The sequence below is a fragment of the Microbacterium sp. SSM24 genome, from assembly GCF_025989145.1.
Classification (GTDB): domain Bacteria; phylum Actinomycetota; class Actinomycetes; order Actinomycetales; family Microbacteriaceae; genus Microbacterium.
Genome location: NZ_JAPDNQ010000001.1, coordinates 229,784 through 245,369, shown reverse-complemented (window position 1 = coordinate 245,369; position 15,586 = coordinate 229,784). Strand labels below are relative to the sequence as shown.

Here is a 15,586-nt window from a genome sequence, read left to right as displayed (position 1 = left end):
GTCGCTGGGGAGGAACGGTCATGGCCGAATGGTCCGGTGCGGGCACGAAGAACGATCCGTGGAATCTCAAGACGGCGCCGTTGTCGTCGGGTTTCACCATCTATCGCGATGAAGACGTCGATCCACCGCTGCTGGTGTGCCAGGTCGGCAGCACGAAGCTCACGTATCTCGCGCGTGCGGTCGACGATCTCCACGAGATGCTCCTCGCCCACGGCGACTGGATGCCGCTCGGCGCCGCCGACGAGCAGAAGGATGCCGCGCCCGGCACCGTCGAGGCGTGGGGCCGCTCACCCGAGAACCCGGTGGGCGGGTGGTACGGGCAGCGCAAGGGCTACCGCGGCCGGTTCGGCATGTACGTGCCGCCGTTGCTGGAGGCGCTCGGTCTCGTCGAGCTGGAGCACAATCCCCGGAACAACCGGGTGCGCGCGATCGACCAGCGCGGCTGAGACGGCGCGGCGCTCTCCACGATCCCAGAACGGGGTGCACGCGGCAGGGTCAGTCATGAGACGCTGAGTCCCATGCGTGGCTCTTCGCGGCGGTGCCGCCCGTGACGACGACGGATCAGCGCGGCCCCGACGAGTTCGCCGACCTCGATGAACTCATGAGCGCGGAGAGCGCGGAGCGCGCGCCCGTCGACCTCGCAGCCCGGCACCGGCGTCGCCGGCGAGGCTGGATCGTCACCGCGATCGTCGTCGCCGTCGTTCTCGCCGCGATCGGCGGCTACTCGGGGTGGGCGCTCACTGCACCGGTGGATCCGCCGGCCGCGGCATCCGATCCACCCCCGGTGCCGTCGCCCGGGGCGGTGGACTTCGCGGTCCCCGAGACCGGTGCCGCAGCGCTCAGCGTCGCCGGCGGCGCCGAGTACCTCGGCGCCGAAGCGGAGGGCATCTGGCTGAGCAGCGGATCGAACGACCCGCGACCTCTCGCGAGCCTCACGAAGCTGATCACCGCGCTCGTCGTGCTCGACGCGCACCCTCTCGCGGCCGCCGACGATCCCGGACCCATGATCACGTTCGGCAAGCGCGATCACGATCTGTACGACAAGTACTACGTGATGGGTTCGACGATCGCGGCGATGCCGACGGGAACGCGGATGTCGTTGCACGATGCGATCTCCGCAATGCTGGTGCCGTCGGCGAGCAACTATGCCGAGGCGGTCTCGACGTGGGCGTTCGGCTCGACGTGGGGCTTCCGCAGCGCGGCGCAGTCGTGGCTCGAGAAGCACGGGCTCGCCGGGACCACGATCGTCGAGCCGACGGGAAACGATCCGGGCAACCTCAGCACCCCGAGCGACCTCATCGCGATCGGCAAGCTGGCCGCGGCCCAGCCCGCCGTGGCGAGCATCGTGTCGAAGGAGTCGGTGTCGATCCCTGGCGCCGGAGCGGTCTACAACACCAACGCGGTGCTCGGGAGCGGCGGCATCACCGGTCTCAAGACCGGCAACCTCGGCCCCGGCACATACAACCTCCTGTACTCCGCGCTGGTCGAAGTCGGCCTCGACCAGCCCCTCACCGTGATCGGCGTGATCCTCGGCGGCCCGTCGCGGGAATGGACGAACCAGTCCGCGCTCCTGCTGCTCGACAGCCTTCGCGCCGGGTTCCACAACGGGGTGCCGCTCGCCGCGCAGGGCGACGAGATCGGCGCACTCACGACGCCGTGGGGTTCGAGCGCGAAGCTGGTCGTCGGGGAGGATGCCGCGATCTTCACGTGGTCCGACACCCCCATCGAGGTCGAACTCGACCTGAAGACCCCGAAGGGGTACATCGATGGGGAGGAGGTCGGCACGATCACCTGGTCGGCCGGCCCGAACACCGTGACGGCGCCGGTCGTGGTCGAAGGCAGCATCCGTCCGCCGGACGCGTGGTGGCGATTGACGCACCCGGCTGAACTCGGCGGTTAGTGGACAGCGCCTGACGTCTCCCGTCCACCTGCGGATATCGTTCCTTCACCGGTCATGCGGGCCGGTGGAAGAGGGAATCGGTGGACGACGGCGGCGCAGCCGCGCTTCGAGTCGGCGTGGTGCACGTCGACCGGCGAGGCGTCATCAGAGAGGCGAACGACTGGTTCGCCGAGTGGGTCGGCACGACGGCAGACGACCTGGTCGGACGCTCGATCGACGATTTGCTCGTCCACCCCGAGGACGACCTGCTGCCGGCGGAGTCGGGCGGCGGTCCGTGGATGATGCTGGATGCCGCGACCCTCGACCGGGCCGTCATGGTCACTCGCCAGCGCGAGGTGGACCACGAGGTGCTGGTGGTGTCGGAGGCGTCGACGAGGTGGCAGGCCCTGGCGGATCTGCGTCGCCGCTACGCGCTCGCCGACCGCACGCGCACGCGTCTTCAGCTCGTGATGGACTCGGCGATCGCACTGTCGTCGGCGACGACCGAGACGCGCCTGGCCGAGATCCTCGCCGACACGACCGCGCGCGCCTATCGCGCCGAGGAGTCCACGGTCTACCTGCACCAGCCCGACGGGACGAGCGCGGTGGTCGCGGGTCGGAATCCGCTCAACGGCACGATCGACCCCGAGTCGCTGATCGCCCTGGTCAACGCTCCGCATCAGGTGCGGAAGGTCGTGGGGGAGGCCGAGGGCGAGGCCCTCGTCCCCGGACTCGGCGCCGCGATGCAGCGGGCCGGGGTGCACGCGCTGGTCGCAGCGCCGCTGCACCACGAGGAGATCGACTTCGGAGCCTTCGTGAGCTGGTTCCACCACGACCGCACGTTCGACGACGAGGCCGCGCCACTGGCCGAGGCGCTCGCCAACCAGGCCGCGCAGGCTCTCGCGACGCTGCGGCTGCAGTCGCGGCTGGCTCACGCGGCGATGCACGACGAGGTCACCGGGCTGCCGAACCGCCGACTGCTCGAGGCCGAGCTCGGCGGCATCATCGGCACGTCCCCGTGCGCCGCGATCTTCATCGATCTCGACGGCTTCAAGGCCGTCAACGATCGCCTCGGTCACCAAGCGGGAGACCGGATGCTGCGCGACGCCGGCCTGCGGATCCTCAGCGCCGTCCGCGCCGGCGACCTCGTGGCACGGTACGGCGGCGACGAGTTCGTGCTGGCCTGCGAGGTGGCTGATCAGGCCGTCGCGATGGAGATCGCCGGGCGCATTCTCGACGTGCTGCGCGGGGATCCGGTCGAGACCTCGGTGCCGCCGCTGCGTGCGAGCATCGGGGTCGCCGTCGCGCCGGAAGGGTCGAGACTGCTGGCCGAGCAGCTGATCCGGCGAGCCGACCTCGCGATGTACCGGGCGAAGTCCGCAGGCGGCGACCGGGTCGTCGTCGCCGACGCGTGAGGCGGGGCCGCGCGCGGCGTCCATCGTGAGCAGCCGTCCGGTGCTCGCTCTTCGGTGTGCGCGCGCGGGTGCGTAGGGTGGGCGCCATGAGTGAAGACGGGTGGCGGGAGTTCGTCTCGGGCGAAGGCGTCGATGACTGGGTGGTGCTGCACGGAGGGCCGACGGCGGTGTTCCGCACCGCCTCTCTCCAGGATGCGGCCCGGCTGGCGGTGGCGGTGTCGGGCGTTTCCGGCCTCACGCCGCGAACGATTCTGACCGCGGCATCCGATCGTCTCACCGTCAAGCTGACGCGTGAGATGTGGGGGACCGAGCGGGAGCATCTCGAGGTGGCGCGCGCGATCTCGGCCGTGGCGCGAGAGCACGCAGCCGTGTCCGACCCGAGCGCCGTGCAGGAGGTGCAGGTGGCGGTCGCGGCGAAGCCGGACGCGATCGACCTGCCGTTCTGGCGGGCCGTGCTCGGATACGCGCCGCTGCACGACGACAACGGCCTCGATCCGCTGGGCCAGGGCTCGACGGTGTGGATGCAGGATCTCGACCCGTCCAAGCCGTTGCGTCACGCCATGCACCTCGACGTCTCCCTCTCGGGCGCGCAGATCGAGACGCGACTGGCCGAGGCGCTGGCTGCCGGCGGGCGGATCGTCGATGACTCCGGAGCGCCCGCCCAGTGGGTCCTCGCGGATCGATCCGGCAACAAGGTCTGCCTCGTCGCGTGGCCGGACGGGGCCCGGCCGGCATCCAGCACCGCCGGCGGCTGACGGCGCGGACTCGGGGTGAGTATCGGTGCCCCTGGAGGGATTCGAACCCCCGACCCTCTCCTTAGGACGGAGTGGCTCTTCCACTGAGCTACAGAGGCTGGCGTCGAAAGTCTACCCTCGCGCCGACGCCGCCTCCGTGAGATAGCGTCGCGCCATGGGCATCGGGAGGGGCGCGGCATCCGTCTTCGCCGCGGCAGTGATCATCGCGAGTGTCACCGCGTGCGCGCAGGGCGATCCGGCGGTGACGCTGCCGCCTGAGGATGCCGCGCCGGACTACCAGCTCGGCGAGGCGTACCCGCCCGAGCCCCAGGTCGGGATCGTCGTGCGCGACCGCACCGCGGCGCCTGCCGAGGGCCTGTACTCGATCTGCTACGTGAACGGGTTCCAGACGCAGCCGGGCGAGCTCGATGCGTGGCCCGGCGAACTCCTCCTCAAGGATGCGGACGACAACACCGTGTTCGACCCGGACTGGCCCGACGAGGCCCTGCTCGACACCTCGACCGAGGCCCACCGTGCGGCCATCGTCGAGATCGTCGAGCCGTGGATCCGCGAGTGCGCGGACGCCGGGTACCTGGGCGTCGAATTCGACAACCTCGACACCTACGCCCGCAGCGACGGCGCGCTCACGTTCGAGCACAACGCCGCCCTCGCCACCGCCCTCGTCGATGTCGCCCACGACGCAGGTCTCGCGGCCGGGCAGAAGAACGCCGCCGAAGTCGCCGCGGCGCTGCGCGCGGCATCCGGATTCGACTTCGCCGTCACCGAGGAATGCGCGCAGTTCGACGACTGCGACGCCTATGAAGACGTCTACGGCGACCATGTCATCGCCATCGAGTACGACGAGGCGACGTTCCGCGCGGCGTGCGAAGACGAGCGGATGCCGGACGCCGCCGTGCTGCGAGACCGCGACCTCACCGCACCCGGCGATCCCGCGTACGTCTTCGCACTCTGCCGCGACGACTGAGCGACCCACCGCGCAAGACAGCGGCCCCGACGCCGATGCGCCGGGGCCGCGTCACCGAGCGGTCAGCTCTGGGTGCCGAGCGCGAACCGCACCGCACCGTCGGCGGCGAGTTCGGCGTCGAGCACGCGGTCGTCGAGAGCGCTCGCGGCGCGTTCGTCGAGGAACACGCGCGCGCCGTCGGTGACCACGACCGTGTCGTGCGGCTGCGGATCGGGCGTGACACTGAGCTCGAAGCCCGTGTCGGTCCCCGTGTCGCGGATGCGCACGCCTCCGTCTTCGGCCTGCGGAACCCGTGCGACGATCTGCTTGACGGCCTCGGCGGCGGTCTGGGTCATCGTGAGCATGATGTTCTTCCTTCCGTAGCGGACTGCGGACCGGCCACGATTCCGAGATCGCGGGGTGATCTCAAGCGCACAGGTTCATTCGGAGGGGATTCCCACGTTCCGGATGCCGCGACTCCTCCTCACGCGCACTAAACATCCGCGATCCACAAGATCGGGAGTTCTTGCCGCCGTGTCGCGGGAAATGCGAGGCTGAACGTCCCCGCCCTCTGCCAGGGTGGAGGCGTTCGACCGCACCAGAGCCCGAGGAACGCATGACCCGCATCGGCATCGTCGCCGAGGCGCCCGGAGAGAACCGGGTGGCCGCGACGCCCACCACCGTCCCCAAGATCATCGCGCTCGGCTATGAGGTCGTGGTCGAGTCCGGCGCCGGGGCGGCGTCGTCGTTCCCCGACGCCGCGTACGCCGCGGCCGGAGCATCCGTCGTCGACACGGCCGCGGCGTGGGCAGCGCCGGTCATCCTCAAGGTGAACGCGCCCAGCCAGGGCGAGATCGACCGACTCGCCGACGGCGCGACGATCGTGGCGACGCTCAGCCCGTCACTGCGGCCCGACCTCGTCGAGGCGCTCGCGACCCGCGGAATCACGGCGATCGCGCTGGATGCCGTGCCGCGCATCTCGCGCGCGCAGTCGATGGACGTGCTCAGCTCGATGGCGAACATCTCGGGCTATCGCGCGGTGATCGAGGCGGCGCACGAGTTCGGCCGGTTCTTCACGGGCCAGGTGACGGCGGCCGGGAAGGTGCCGCCGGCGAAGGTGCTCGTCGCCGGAGCGGGCGTCGCGGGTCTCGCGGCGATCGGCGCCGCGTCGAGCCTCGGCGCGATCGTCCGCGCCACCGACCCGCGGCCCGAGGTCGCCGATCAGGTCGCGTCCATCGGCGGCCAGTATCTCGAGGTCGTCGTTCCTGAAGAGGCGAAGCAGGTCTCGGCCGACGGATACGCCAAGGCGACCAGCGATGCCTACAACACGCGTGCGGCAGAGATCTACTCGGAGCAGGCCGCCGACGTCGACATCATCATCACGACGGCGCTGGTACCCGGGCGTCCGGCTCCCCGCCTGATCACGGCGGCGGACGTCGCCACGATGCGACCCGGGAGCGTCGTCGTCGACATGGCCGCGGCCCAGGGCGGCAACGTCGAGGGCTCGGTCGCGGGCGAGCGCACGGTCACCGAGAACGGCGTCGTCATCCTCGGCTACACCGACCTGCCCGGGCGCCTGCCGCAGCAGGCGTCGCAGCTCTTCGCGACCAACCTCGTGAACCTGCTCAAGCTCCTCACCCCCGCCAAGGACGGCGCGCTCACCCTCGACTTCGACGACGTGGTGCAGCGCACCGTCACCGTCGTCCAGGACGGCGCCGTCACCTGGCCGCCTCCGCCCGTGCAGGTGTCGGCTGCGCCGGCGGCGAAGCCGGCCGCCGCAGCCGCACCGGTCGAACCGAAGAAGGCGATGTCGCGCGGCGCGAAGACCGGATTGGTCATCGCGGGAATCGCGGCGCTGTTCGCGATCTGCGCCTTCGCGCCACCGCCCCTGCCACAGCACTTCCTGGTGCTCACTCTGGCGATCGTGGTCGGCTTCTACGTCATCGGCCACGTCGCTCACGCCCTGCACACGCCCCTCATGAGCGTGACCAACGCGATCTCGGGCATCATCGTCGTCGGCGCCATGGTGCAGATCACCGCCCCCGACCTCACGGTCCAGATCCTCGCGGCGATCGCGGTGCTGCTGGCGAGCATCAACATCTTCGGTGGCTTCGCCGTCACCCGGCGAATGCTCGCCATGTTCCAGAAGGGTGAGAGCCGATGACCGTCGACGCGGGCCAGGTCGCCGGCGCCGCCTACATCGTCGCGGCGCTGCTGTTCATCCTCAGCCTCGCCGGGCTGAGCAAGCACGAGACCAGCCGACGCGGCGTGGGCTTCGGCATCGCCGGCATGGCGATCGCGCTCGTCGCCACCGTGTGGGTGGTGGCCGCGAGCGGCTGGGGCGACCCGCAGGCCATGACCGGCCTGATCCTGCTCGTCGCCGCGGTGCTCGTGGGCGGCGCGATCGGACTGTGGCGCGCGCGCATCGTGGAGATGACCGGGATGCCGGAACTCATCGCCCTGCTCCACTCCTTCGTGGGGCTCGCGGCCGTACTCGTCGGCTGGAACGGCGCGCTCTACGACACGGGCCTCGAGGGGGCACTCGCCGACATCCATCACGCCGAGGTCTTCATCGGCGTGTTCATCGGCGGGGTGACGTTCACCGGCTCGATCGTCGCATTCCTCAAGCTCTCCGCGCGCATCTCGTCGAAGCCGCTCATGCTGCCGGGCAAGAACGTCCTCAACCTGGGCGCGCTCGTCCTGTTCGTGATCCTGACCGTCTGGTACGTGATCACTCCCGAACTGTGGCTGCTCGTCGCGGTCACTCTCCTCGCGCTCGCCCTCGGGTGGCACCTGGTCGCCTCGATCGGCGGGGGCGACATGCCGGTCGTCGTCTCGATGCTCAACAGCTACTCCGGCTGGGCGGCCGCGGCCGCGGGCTTCCTGCTGAACAACGACCTGCTCATCGTCACGGGCGCCCTCGTCGGATCGTCCGGTGCCTACCTCAGCTACATCATGTGCAAGGCGATGAACCGGTCCTTCCTCTCGGTGATCGCGGGCGGGTTCGGGATCGAGGCGCCCCGCGGGGCCGAGGCCGAGTACGGCGAGCACCGCGAGATCGACGCCGAGAGCGCGGCCGACATGCTCGCCGGGGCCTCCAGCGTCGTCATCACCCCCGGCTACGGCATGGCCGTCGCGCAGGCGCAGCACGGTGTCGCCGACCTCGTGCAGAAGCTCCGCGAGCGCGGCATCGAGGTGAGGTTCGGCATCCATCCGGTCGCCGGACGCCTGCCCGGGCACATGAACGTGCTGCTGGCCGAGGCGAAGGTGCCGTACGACATCGTGCTCGAGATGGACGAGATCAACGACGACCTGTCATCCACCGACGTCGTGCTCGTGATCGGCGCGAACGACACCGTCAATCCCGCCGCGGCCGAAGACCCGTCGAGCCCCATCGCCGGAATGCCGGTGCTGCGTGTGTGGGAGGCGCAGAACGTGATCGTGTTCAAGCGCTCGATGGCATCCGGATATGCGGGCGTGCAGAATCCGCTGTTCTACCGCGACAATGCGCAAATGCTGTTCGGCGACGCGAAAGACAAGGTCGACGAAATCCTCATGCAGCTCGCGCAGGTTCCGCAGAGCTGACGGGCCGTGAGGCGGCGTGTGCTACTGCGCCGCCTCGTAGGCGTCGAGAACGGATGCCGGAACCCGCCCGCGCTCCGATACCTGGTGACCGTTCGCCTTGGCCCATGCCCGCACGGCCGAGTAGTCCTGCTGTCCGGTGCGACGGCGCTTGCGCGCACCGCCGGACGAGGCGCCGCCGGCGCCGCGAGAGGAGACGCTGCGAGCGGCGTCGATGTACGACGCGAGCGAGTCGCGCAGGTGTGCGGCGTTCTCGCTGGTGAGGTCGATCTCATACGCGACGCCGTCGAGCGAGAAGAGGACGGTCTCGCCTTCGCCGACTTCGAGGACGGTGCCGTCGAGGTCGTCGACGAGCTGATGCACGATTCTGCGGGCCATGAAAAGCACATTACGCCGAATTGTCGCACCTGCGCCGCAATTCTCTCGGCCGTGACATTGCGCACGGATAACTCGGCGGCGTCGAATCTCGGGGAATCGCCGGCAATTCGGAGGATCTCCCTGAATACCTCCGGGATTCGGTGAATCCTCCGAGATCGGCTGCTCGCCCGGCGGGCGCGAGGTTCAGGGCAGGATGCCGGCGCGCCGCGCGCGGGCGACGGCAGCGTGGCGGGTGGAGGCATCCAATTTCGCCATCGCAGATTGCAGATACGACTTGACCGTTCCTTCGCGCAGCGACAATGCGGCGGCGATCTCGGAATTGGTCGATCCGAGCGCAGCGCATGCGAGCACATCGGTCTCGCGCGGTGAGAGGCGCACGTCGAGGCCGACCGGAGGCTCGCTCTCGGACTGCGACAGCGCGGCGAGCCGCCGCTCGACCGCTTCGAGGCGCTCGCGCACACCGGCATCCTCGACGACGGCGGCGATGCTCCGCAGCTCGGCGTAGGTCTCGCGCAGCTCCTCCCGCGCCGCAGGGGCGAGGGCGGATGCCTCGACCGCCGGCACTGGCGACGAGAAGGCCAGTCGCCGCCGCACCTCTTCGCGGATGCGCAGCTCGGACGAGAGTTCGTCGGCGACCGCGAAAGCCGGGCGCGCAACCATGTCGCCCACGGGGGACTCGGCCCAGGACCCGCAGTAGATCACGCCGCGGGCGTTGCCGCCGACGATGAACGGGACGGCGAACAGCGTCGCGATGCCCTCGCCGAGCACGGCGCGGTCGTAGTCGTGGGTGATGCTGCGCGACGACCGGTAGTCCAGCGCGAGGCGCGGGCGCTTCTCGACGAATGCCCGCCCGCCCAGCCCGCGCGAGGCCTGCACGACGAGTCCGTCGAGACTGCGCGTGCGCGCGCCGACGACCGACGTGATGTGGATCGCGCCGTCGTGCTCGAACCCGCCGAACGCGACGGGGAAGCGGGTGCGGCGCACGAGGTCGGCGACCGCGCCGGCGAGAACCTGCGCGTCGCTCTGAATGTCGGCCGGCTGAGCGCCGGTCGGTCGCTGCGTTCCGGTCTGCGCGCCCACGCACTACCTGCTTCCGGGGGACGGCGTCCTCGCCGTGTTGGTAGCGACGAGATTACCAGCCGGGCTCCTCCGAAGATGCACGGCCCCGGGCGCTCTCAACCCCCGGGGCCGTGCGGCGCACGGGCGGCCTACACGCCCGCGGCGCGTTCGAGATCGATGAGGTACTGCTTCACGTCGGGGCGCCCGCCGTACTCGCCGAGCGAGCCGTCGGCTCTCACCACGCGGTGCACCGGCACGACGATCGAGAACGGGGTCGTCGCGCACGCCGTGCCGACGGCTCGCGCTGCCCTCGGGCTCCCAGCGCTGATCGCGACCTCGCCGTACCCGGCCGTCTCGCCGTACGGGATGTCGCAGACGGCCTCGAGCGCCGCGCGCGTGAAGCCGCGCACGAGGCGCCAGTCCAGCGGAAGGTCGAAGATGCGACGCTCACCGTCGAAGTACTCGTCGAGCTGCTCGGCGGCGACGCGTGCGACGACGGTCGCCGCGTCGCCGGGCGCGGCATCCGACTCCACCGGAACCGGGAGTTCTCGCAACGCGAGCGCCACACGCTCGAGCTCGGCTCCGAGCGGACCGTCGAACGGGTGGAGCGTGACGACGCCTTCGTCGGTCGTGACGATGATCACGTCGCCGACGGGTGAGGGGTGGACGAGGAACCGCGGGGAGGTCGGCGAGGTCATGCGACCATCCTGGCGCGCCCGGGTGGCAGCACGTCCCGAGCGGGTGCGGGCTGTGCGATCAGGAACGCTCGAGAGACCTGGGGAGGAACGGCTGGTCACTCGGCGTGTTCCAATACCGCGAAACTCGGCTCCGCTGCAAGTGGCCCGGCAGAAGCGCGCTTAGTGTGGCTGATGTGTGGCGAGCAGAAGGCAGCGTCGTGGCCGGCGACGCAGAGAACGCTGTGCACGGCAACGCGGTGACGCCCGGAGATCTGGGCCTCGCCGATCCTGACGTGACCGTGGCGCACATCGCCGACCCCGAGCGCGAGCGCCTGCGGCGGGAGTCCGCCGAGCTCGGCGGACGTTCGACGCTCCTGCACTTCACCGACGCCCTGGACTCGTCGATCGAGATCACGAAGGCGCACCCGGGAAGCCTTCCCCAGTTCATCACCGGACGCTCGACGCTGCTGTCGAACCTGTTCCGCGACGAGGTCGCACTGCGGAACGCGCGACTCGCCGCCGAGCGGATCACCGCCAAGAACGTCGAACTGCGAACCACGCGCGGGCTCGAATCCGTGCACCTCGCCGTCGGCCTCGCCGAATGGCGCATCGGCGGCCTCGAGTGCTCCGCGCCGATCCTGCTGCGACCGCTCGCGATCCGCCGCCACCACTCCGATTTCGAGCTCAAGCTCCACGGCACGTTCATCGTCAACCCCGAGCTGGTGCGCGCGATGCTCGCCCACTTCTCGATCGAGCTCGACGGCGCCGGGCTCGCCGCCCTGGCGCACGAGGACGGCCTGTTCAAGCCGCAGCCCGTGATCGACCACCTGCGTGCCCTCACATCGTGGATCGACTCGTACACGGTCAAGCCGCGGCTTCTCGTGTCGAGCTTCGCCGATGTCGCGGGCGGCATGGCGCGCGACGCCGCCGACCTCGACCATCCCGTGCTCAACGCGCTCGCCGGGCACCCGGCCGATCGCGAGTCGCTGACCATGCGGCGCGACGCCGTCGAGCCTGCGAGCCCCGACGAGCGACCGCCGGCCGCCGACACGCTGCTCCTCGACGCGGACTCCGAGCAGGAGCGCGTGCTCGCCCGCATCACCGCCGGCCAGTCGATCGCCGTGCACACGCTCCCCGGCACCGGCGGCACCCAGACGGTGATCAACGCCGTCGGAGCGCTCGTGCGCGACGGCAAGCGCGTGCTCGTGGTGAGCGCCCGCAGCTCGACCATCGACGGCATCCGTCATCGTCTCGCGGGCATCGGACTGCCCGGTCTCGCGGTCTCGCCCCGTCGCCTCCGGGCCGACCTGATCCGCGCGATCGGCCGCAACGAGAAGGCCGAGAAGCCCAAGGTGGCCGACATCGACGACGCCCTCGTGCGGCTTCGCGGCGTGCTGCGCGACTACCGCGGAGCGGTCACCGCGCAGCATCCGTCCCTCGACGTGTCGGTGCTCGAGATCCTGCGCGCGCTGTCGACGCTCTCCGGTCGCGAGACGCCGCCGTCCACCGCCGCACGATTCGGCCACGGCACGCTCGAGCGGCTGGCGCACACGCGCGCCGAGGCGGCGGGCAAGCTCGCGGCGGCCGCGCGCCTGGGGGAGTTCCGCTTCGGGCCCGACGACTCGCCGTGGTACGGCGTCTCGTTCGCCACGACCGAAGAGGCCCGCGCCGCGCACGCGCTCGCGGGCAAGCTGCAGCGCAGCGATCTGCCGAGCCTGCTCGAGCGGGGATACGCGCTCATCGCGCAGACGCGCATGCGGCCGTTCCAGACGATCTCCGAGCTCGGCGTCTACCTGCGTGTGCTCGCAGGCATCCGCGACTCGCTCGACAAGTTCAGCCTCACCGTCTTCGAGCGGCCGCTGGGCGAGTTGATCCAGGCGCACGGACCGCGTCGCGACGCCCCGTCGATGAGCGGGCCGAACCGTCGTCGCCTGCGGCGCCTGTCGCGCGAGTACGTGCGCCCGGGGGTGCACGTGCCCGACATGTACGAGGCGCTCGTGCGCATTCAGCAGCAGCGCACCGAGTGGCAGCGCTTCGTCGAGCCCGGCGTCACGCCCGAAGTGCCGATCGGCCTGTCGGACGTGCACGTGGCCTGGTCGCGCGTCGAGGCCGAACTCGGTGAGCTCGACGCGATCCTGGGCCGCACCGACCCCGACCGGCTCTCCACCCTGCCCGTGAAGCAGCTCGTGCGCACGCTCGCCGGGCTCGCCGCGGACTCCGACGTCTTCGACAACCTCAAGGAGCGCGCGACGCTGCGCACCGAGCTCGCCGCGCTCGGCCTCGAGCCGCTGCTCACCGAGCTGTCGGTGCGGCACGTGCCCGAGAGCCAGGTGGCCGACGAACTCGAGTTCGCGTGGTGGCAGTCGGCGCTGGAGCAGCTGCTGCGCAGCGACCGGGCCGTCCTCGGCGCGAACACGGCCGTGGTCGACCGCCTGGAACGCGACTTCCGGCTCGTCGACGAAGCGCATGCCGCGGCATCCGGACCCCTTCTCGCCGCGCAGCTCGCCACCCAGTGGCGCATCGGCATCGTCGACGAGGCCGACGAGGCCGCCGCGCTCAAGCTCGCGCTGAAGAACGGCGACGTCACCCCGGCACGCCTCGCCGAGGTCGCTCCGACGCTCTCGCGCACGCTCGCGCCGGTGTGGCTCGCGTCGCCCTACGACGTTCCGCTGCTCCCGTCCGACGCGTTCGACGTGGTCGTGATCGCGGATGCCGCAGCCCTGTGCCTCGCGGAGGCGACGCCCGCGCTGCGCCGTGCGCGTCAGGTCGTCCTGTTCGGCGACCCCGTGACGCAGAAGCCGACGCCGTTCCGCGTGGCCGCCGGTGTGCCCGCCGACGCGCAGGCCGAGGCATCCGAGTTCGACACGCCGTTCGACGCGGTGAGCGTGTTCGAGCGGCTGGCCGAGCTGCTTCCGGTCGAGACGCTGACCCGCAGCTATCGCGCGGGCGGCGAAGACCTGGCAGAGCTCGTGAACGACGCGTTCTACGGCGGCGAGCTCGTGTCGCTGCCGTGGGCGGGTTCGTACCTCGGCCGCGGCAGCCTGGGCGTGGACTACGTCGAAGGCGGCACGGGTGCCCCCGACCCCGTCACCGGCGCGGTCGAGAGCCCTGACGCCGAAGTGCGCCGCGTCGTGACGCTCGTCGTCGAGCACGCCGTCAATCGCGGCTCCGAGTCGCTCATGGTCGTGACCGCGAGCACGCGTCACGCCGAGCGCATCCGCGCGTCGGTCGAGGCCGCGTTCGCCGGACGATCGGATGTCGCGGACTTCGTCTCACGCGACACGGCCGAGCCGTTCGCGGTGCTGAGTCTCGAGGAGTCCGTCGCCGAGAGCCGCGACCGCGTGATCTTCTCGCTCGGATTCGGGCTCACCAAGCACGGACGCGTGCTCAGCGACTTCGGCGACCTGTCGACACCCGACGGTGAGCGGCTGCTCACGGTCGGCATGACGCGCGCCCGGCGGTCGATGGTGATCGTCTCGTCGATCCGGCCCTCGGCGTTCGACGACGGGCGTCTCGAGCACGGCGCCGCGACGCTCATGTCGATCCTCGGCGGCATCGCCGCGCGATCGCGCGAGGCCCGCCTCGAAGACCTCGCCGACCCGCTGACGCTCGGTCTCGCCCGGGAACTGCGCCGCCTCGGCCTCTCGGTCGACGTGCACTACCGCGGACTGCTCCCGCTCGTCGCGCAATACGACGGCAAGGCGGTGGTCGTCGAGAGCGACCCCGAGACGATCGGCGAATCGCTGCGGGAGTCCCTGCGGCTGCGCCCCCAGATCCTGCGCCGACTCGGCTGGCACTACGTGCGCGTGCACTCGTTCGACCTGTACAGCGACCCCGCGGGCGTCGCACAGCGCATCGCCACGATGCTCGGCCTGCCGCCCGACGCGCCGCGCGTCGAGTCCGACACGCAGCCGCTCGATGTCTTCGACTGACCGCCAGCGCATCGAACGCGTGCCCGGCTCACGCCGCGTGAGGCTCACTCCTGCCCCCGGGACGAGCGCCGAGCCCGTGCCGGGAGACGACACGAACGCGGACGTCGCCGCGGACGCGGCATCCGGCGCCGCGTCGGGCCCGAACGACGACCGTCTCCGGAGAGACGTCCCGCCGCACTACTGAGCCGAATCGGGGTCAGGCCCGGGGCGTCGTGGAGAGCAGGTCGCGGATCTGCACCAGCAGCTCCTGCTCGGTGGGGAGGTCGGATGCCTCTTCCTCGACGATGCCGCGCCTGGCGGCCGCCCGCTCCTTGAAGCGGTTCATCGGGTAGACGAACACGAAGTACACGACGACGGCGACGGCGAGGAAGTTGATCACCGCGCCGAGGATCATGCCGAAGCCGAAGAACACCTCGTCGCCGTTGTAGTTCTCGACCGTCCAGCCGACCTTGTCGAGGCTGCTCGCGTTGAAGATGAGCGCGATCAGGGGATCGATGATGCCCTTGACGATCGCGTTCACGATCAGCGTGAACGCGGCGCCGATGACGACCGCGACCGCCAGGTCGATGACGTTGCCGCGGAGGATGAACTCCTTGAAGCCTTTGATCATGTGACTCTCCTCACTGTCATCGGCTTCCGCCGATCAGGTTCCGGTCGAGGCGGGGGAGGACTTCGCCTCGGCCTTCGATGATGCCGAAGTCGAGGAGGACCCGCCACTCGACGACGACCCGCCCGCCGACGAGGAGCCGCCGGCCGAGGCATCCGACCCGCCCTTCGCTCCCGAGGCGCGCGAGTCGGTGCGATAGAAGCCCGAGCCGTTGAATGTCACGCCGATCGAGCCGTACTCCTTGCGCAGGGGTCCGCCGCACTCGGGGCACTCGGTGAGGGTGGGGTCGGCGAAGGACTGGACGGCGTCGAAGCGATGGCCGCACTGCTTGCAGGCGTAGGCGTAGGTGGGCATGGATC

At 70.6% G+C, this 15,586-nt stretch carries 15 protein-coding genes and 1 tRNA gene; 9 read left to right on the top strand and 7 right to left on the bottom strand.

What is annotated here, in order from left to right; all coding sequences use genetic code 11:
• Positions 1-20: 20 nt before the first annotated feature.
• The 4 genes from OL358_RS01110 (at position 21) to OL358_RS01095 (ending at position 4,049) form a co-directional block, all read left to right on the top strand.
• A complete protein-coding gene (locus OL358_RS01110) occupies positions 21-446 on the top strand; it encodes a DUF6855 family protein (RefSeq protein WP_264708092.1) in 426 nt (141 codons plus the stop codon).
• 101 nt (positions 447-547) lie between these two features.
• On the top strand, positions 548-1,900 hold the full coding sequence (locus tag OL358_RS01105; protein ID WP_264708091.1) for a D-alanyl-D-alanine carboxypeptidase family protein: 1,353 nt from the start codon (positions 548-550) through the stop codon (positions 1,898-1,900).
• An 80-nt stretch (positions 1,901-1,980) separates the two neighbouring features.
• On the top strand, positions 1,981-3,294 hold the full coding sequence (locus OL358_RS01100) for a sensor domain-containing diguanylate cyclase (protein WP_264708090.1): 1,314 nt from the start codon (positions 1,981-1,983) through the stop codon (positions 3,292-3,294).
• Positions 3,295-3,380: 86 nt separating this feature from the next.
• Complete coding sequence (locus OL358_RS01095; RefSeq protein WP_264708089.1) at positions 3,381-4,049, top strand: VOC family protein; 669 nt, start codon at positions 3,381-3,383, stop codon at positions 4,047-4,049.
• Positions 4,050-4,075: 26 nt separating this feature from the next.
• Here the strand turns inward: OL358_RS01095 and OL358_RS01090 are convergent.
• Positions 4,076-4,147: transfer RNA gene (locus OL358_RS01090), tRNA-Arg, on the bottom strand.
• 56 nt (positions 4,148-4,203) lie between these two features.
• On the opposite strand from OL358_RS01090, the gene OL358_RS01085 reads away from it, so the two are divergent.
• Entirely contained in the window at positions 4,204-5,013 is an 810-nt protein-coding gene (locus OL358_RS01085; RefSeq protein ID WP_264708087.1) for an endo alpha-1,4 polygalactosaminidase, read from the top strand.
• Between the two features lie 62 nt (positions 5,014-5,075).
• On the opposite strand, the gene OL358_RS01080 is transcribed toward OL358_RS01085, so the two are convergent.
• Positions 5,076-5,357, bottom strand: a complete 282-nt coding sequence (locus OL358_RS01080) for a Fe-S cluster assembly protein HesB (protein WP_264708086.1) — start codon at positions 5,355-5,357, stop codon at positions 5,076-5,078.
• Between the two features lie 251 nt (positions 5,358-5,608).
• On the opposite strand from OL358_RS01080, the gene OL358_RS01075 reads away from it, so the two are divergent.
• Positions 5,609-7,156 carry a Re/Si-specific NAD(P)(+) transhydrogenase subunit alpha gene (locus OL358_RS01075; protein WP_264708085.1) on the top strand — a complete coding sequence of 516 codons (1,548 nt, stop codon included), beginning with the start codon at positions 5,609-5,611 and terminating at the stop codon, positions 7,154-7,156.
• Positions 7,153-8,577 carry a Re/Si-specific NAD(P)(+) transhydrogenase subunit beta gene (gene pntB / locus OL358_RS01070; protein ID WP_264708084.1) on the top strand — a complete coding sequence of 475 codons (1,425 nt, stop codon included), beginning with the start codon at positions 7,153-7,155 and terminating at the stop codon, positions 8,575-8,577. The genes OL358_RS01075 and pntB overlap by 4 nt, the downstream gene beginning before the upstream one ends.
• 21 nt (positions 8,578-8,598) lie before the next feature.
• Here the strand turns inward: pntB and OL358_RS01065 are convergent, their stop codons facing one another.
• The 3 genes from OL358_RS01065 to OL358_RS01055 form a co-directional block, all read right to left on the bottom strand.
• Positions 8,599-8,952, bottom strand: a complete 354-nt coding sequence (locus tag OL358_RS01065) for a histone-like nucleoid-structuring protein Lsr2 (protein ID WP_264708083.1) — start codon at positions 8,950-8,952, stop codon at positions 8,599-8,601.
• A 183-nt stretch (positions 8,953-9,135) separates the two neighbouring features.
• Positions 9,136-10,032: a helix-turn-helix transcriptional regulator gene (locus tag OL358_RS01060; RefSeq protein WP_264708082.1), complete on the bottom strand. Its 897-nt coding sequence runs from the start codon at positions 10,030-10,032 to the stop codon at positions 9,136-9,138.
• 128 nt (positions 10,033-10,160) lie between these two features.
• Positions 10,161-10,709, bottom strand: a complete 549-nt coding sequence (locus OL358_RS01055; protein WP_264708081.1) for a methylated-DNA--[protein]-cysteine S-methyltransferase — start codon at positions 10,707-10,709, stop codon at positions 10,161-10,163.
• 197 nt (positions 10,710-10,906) lie between these two features.
• Between OL358_RS01055 and OL358_RS01050 the strand changes: the two genes are divergently transcribed.
• Positions 10,907-14,620 carry an AAA family ATPase gene (locus OL358_RS01050; protein ID WP_264708080.1) on the top strand — a complete coding sequence of 1,238 codons (3,714 nt, stop codon included), beginning with the start codon at positions 10,907-10,909 and terminating at the stop codon, positions 14,618-14,620.
• The gene (locus tag OL358_RS01045) at positions 14,607-14,804 is read left to right on the top strand and encodes a hypothetical protein (RefSeq protein WP_264708078.1); all 198 of its coding nucleotides are present in this window, start codon (positions 14,607-14,609) and stop codon (positions 14,802-14,804) included. Before OL358_RS01050 ends, OL358_RS01045 begins: the two co-directional genes overlap by 14 nt.
• Positions 14,805-14,816: 12 nt before the next feature.
• Here OL358_RS01045 and mscL read toward each other — a convergent pair whose 3' ends face one another.
• Both mscL and OL358_RS01035 read right to left on the bottom strand, forming a co-directional pair.
• On the bottom strand, positions 14,817-15,230 hold the full coding sequence (gene mscL, locus OL358_RS01040) for a large conductance mechanosensitive channel protein MscL (protein WP_264708077.1): 414 nt from the start codon (positions 15,228-15,230) through the stop codon (positions 14,817-14,819).
• Between the two features lie 33 nt (positions 15,231-15,263).
• Positions 15,264-15,581 (bottom strand): FmdB family zinc ribbon protein, encoded by a 318-nt coding sequence (locus OL358_RS01035; RefSeq protein ID WP_264708076.1) that lies wholly within the window; start codon positions 15,579-15,581, stop codon positions 15,264-15,266.
• Positions 15,582-15,586 lie beyond the last annotated feature (5 nt).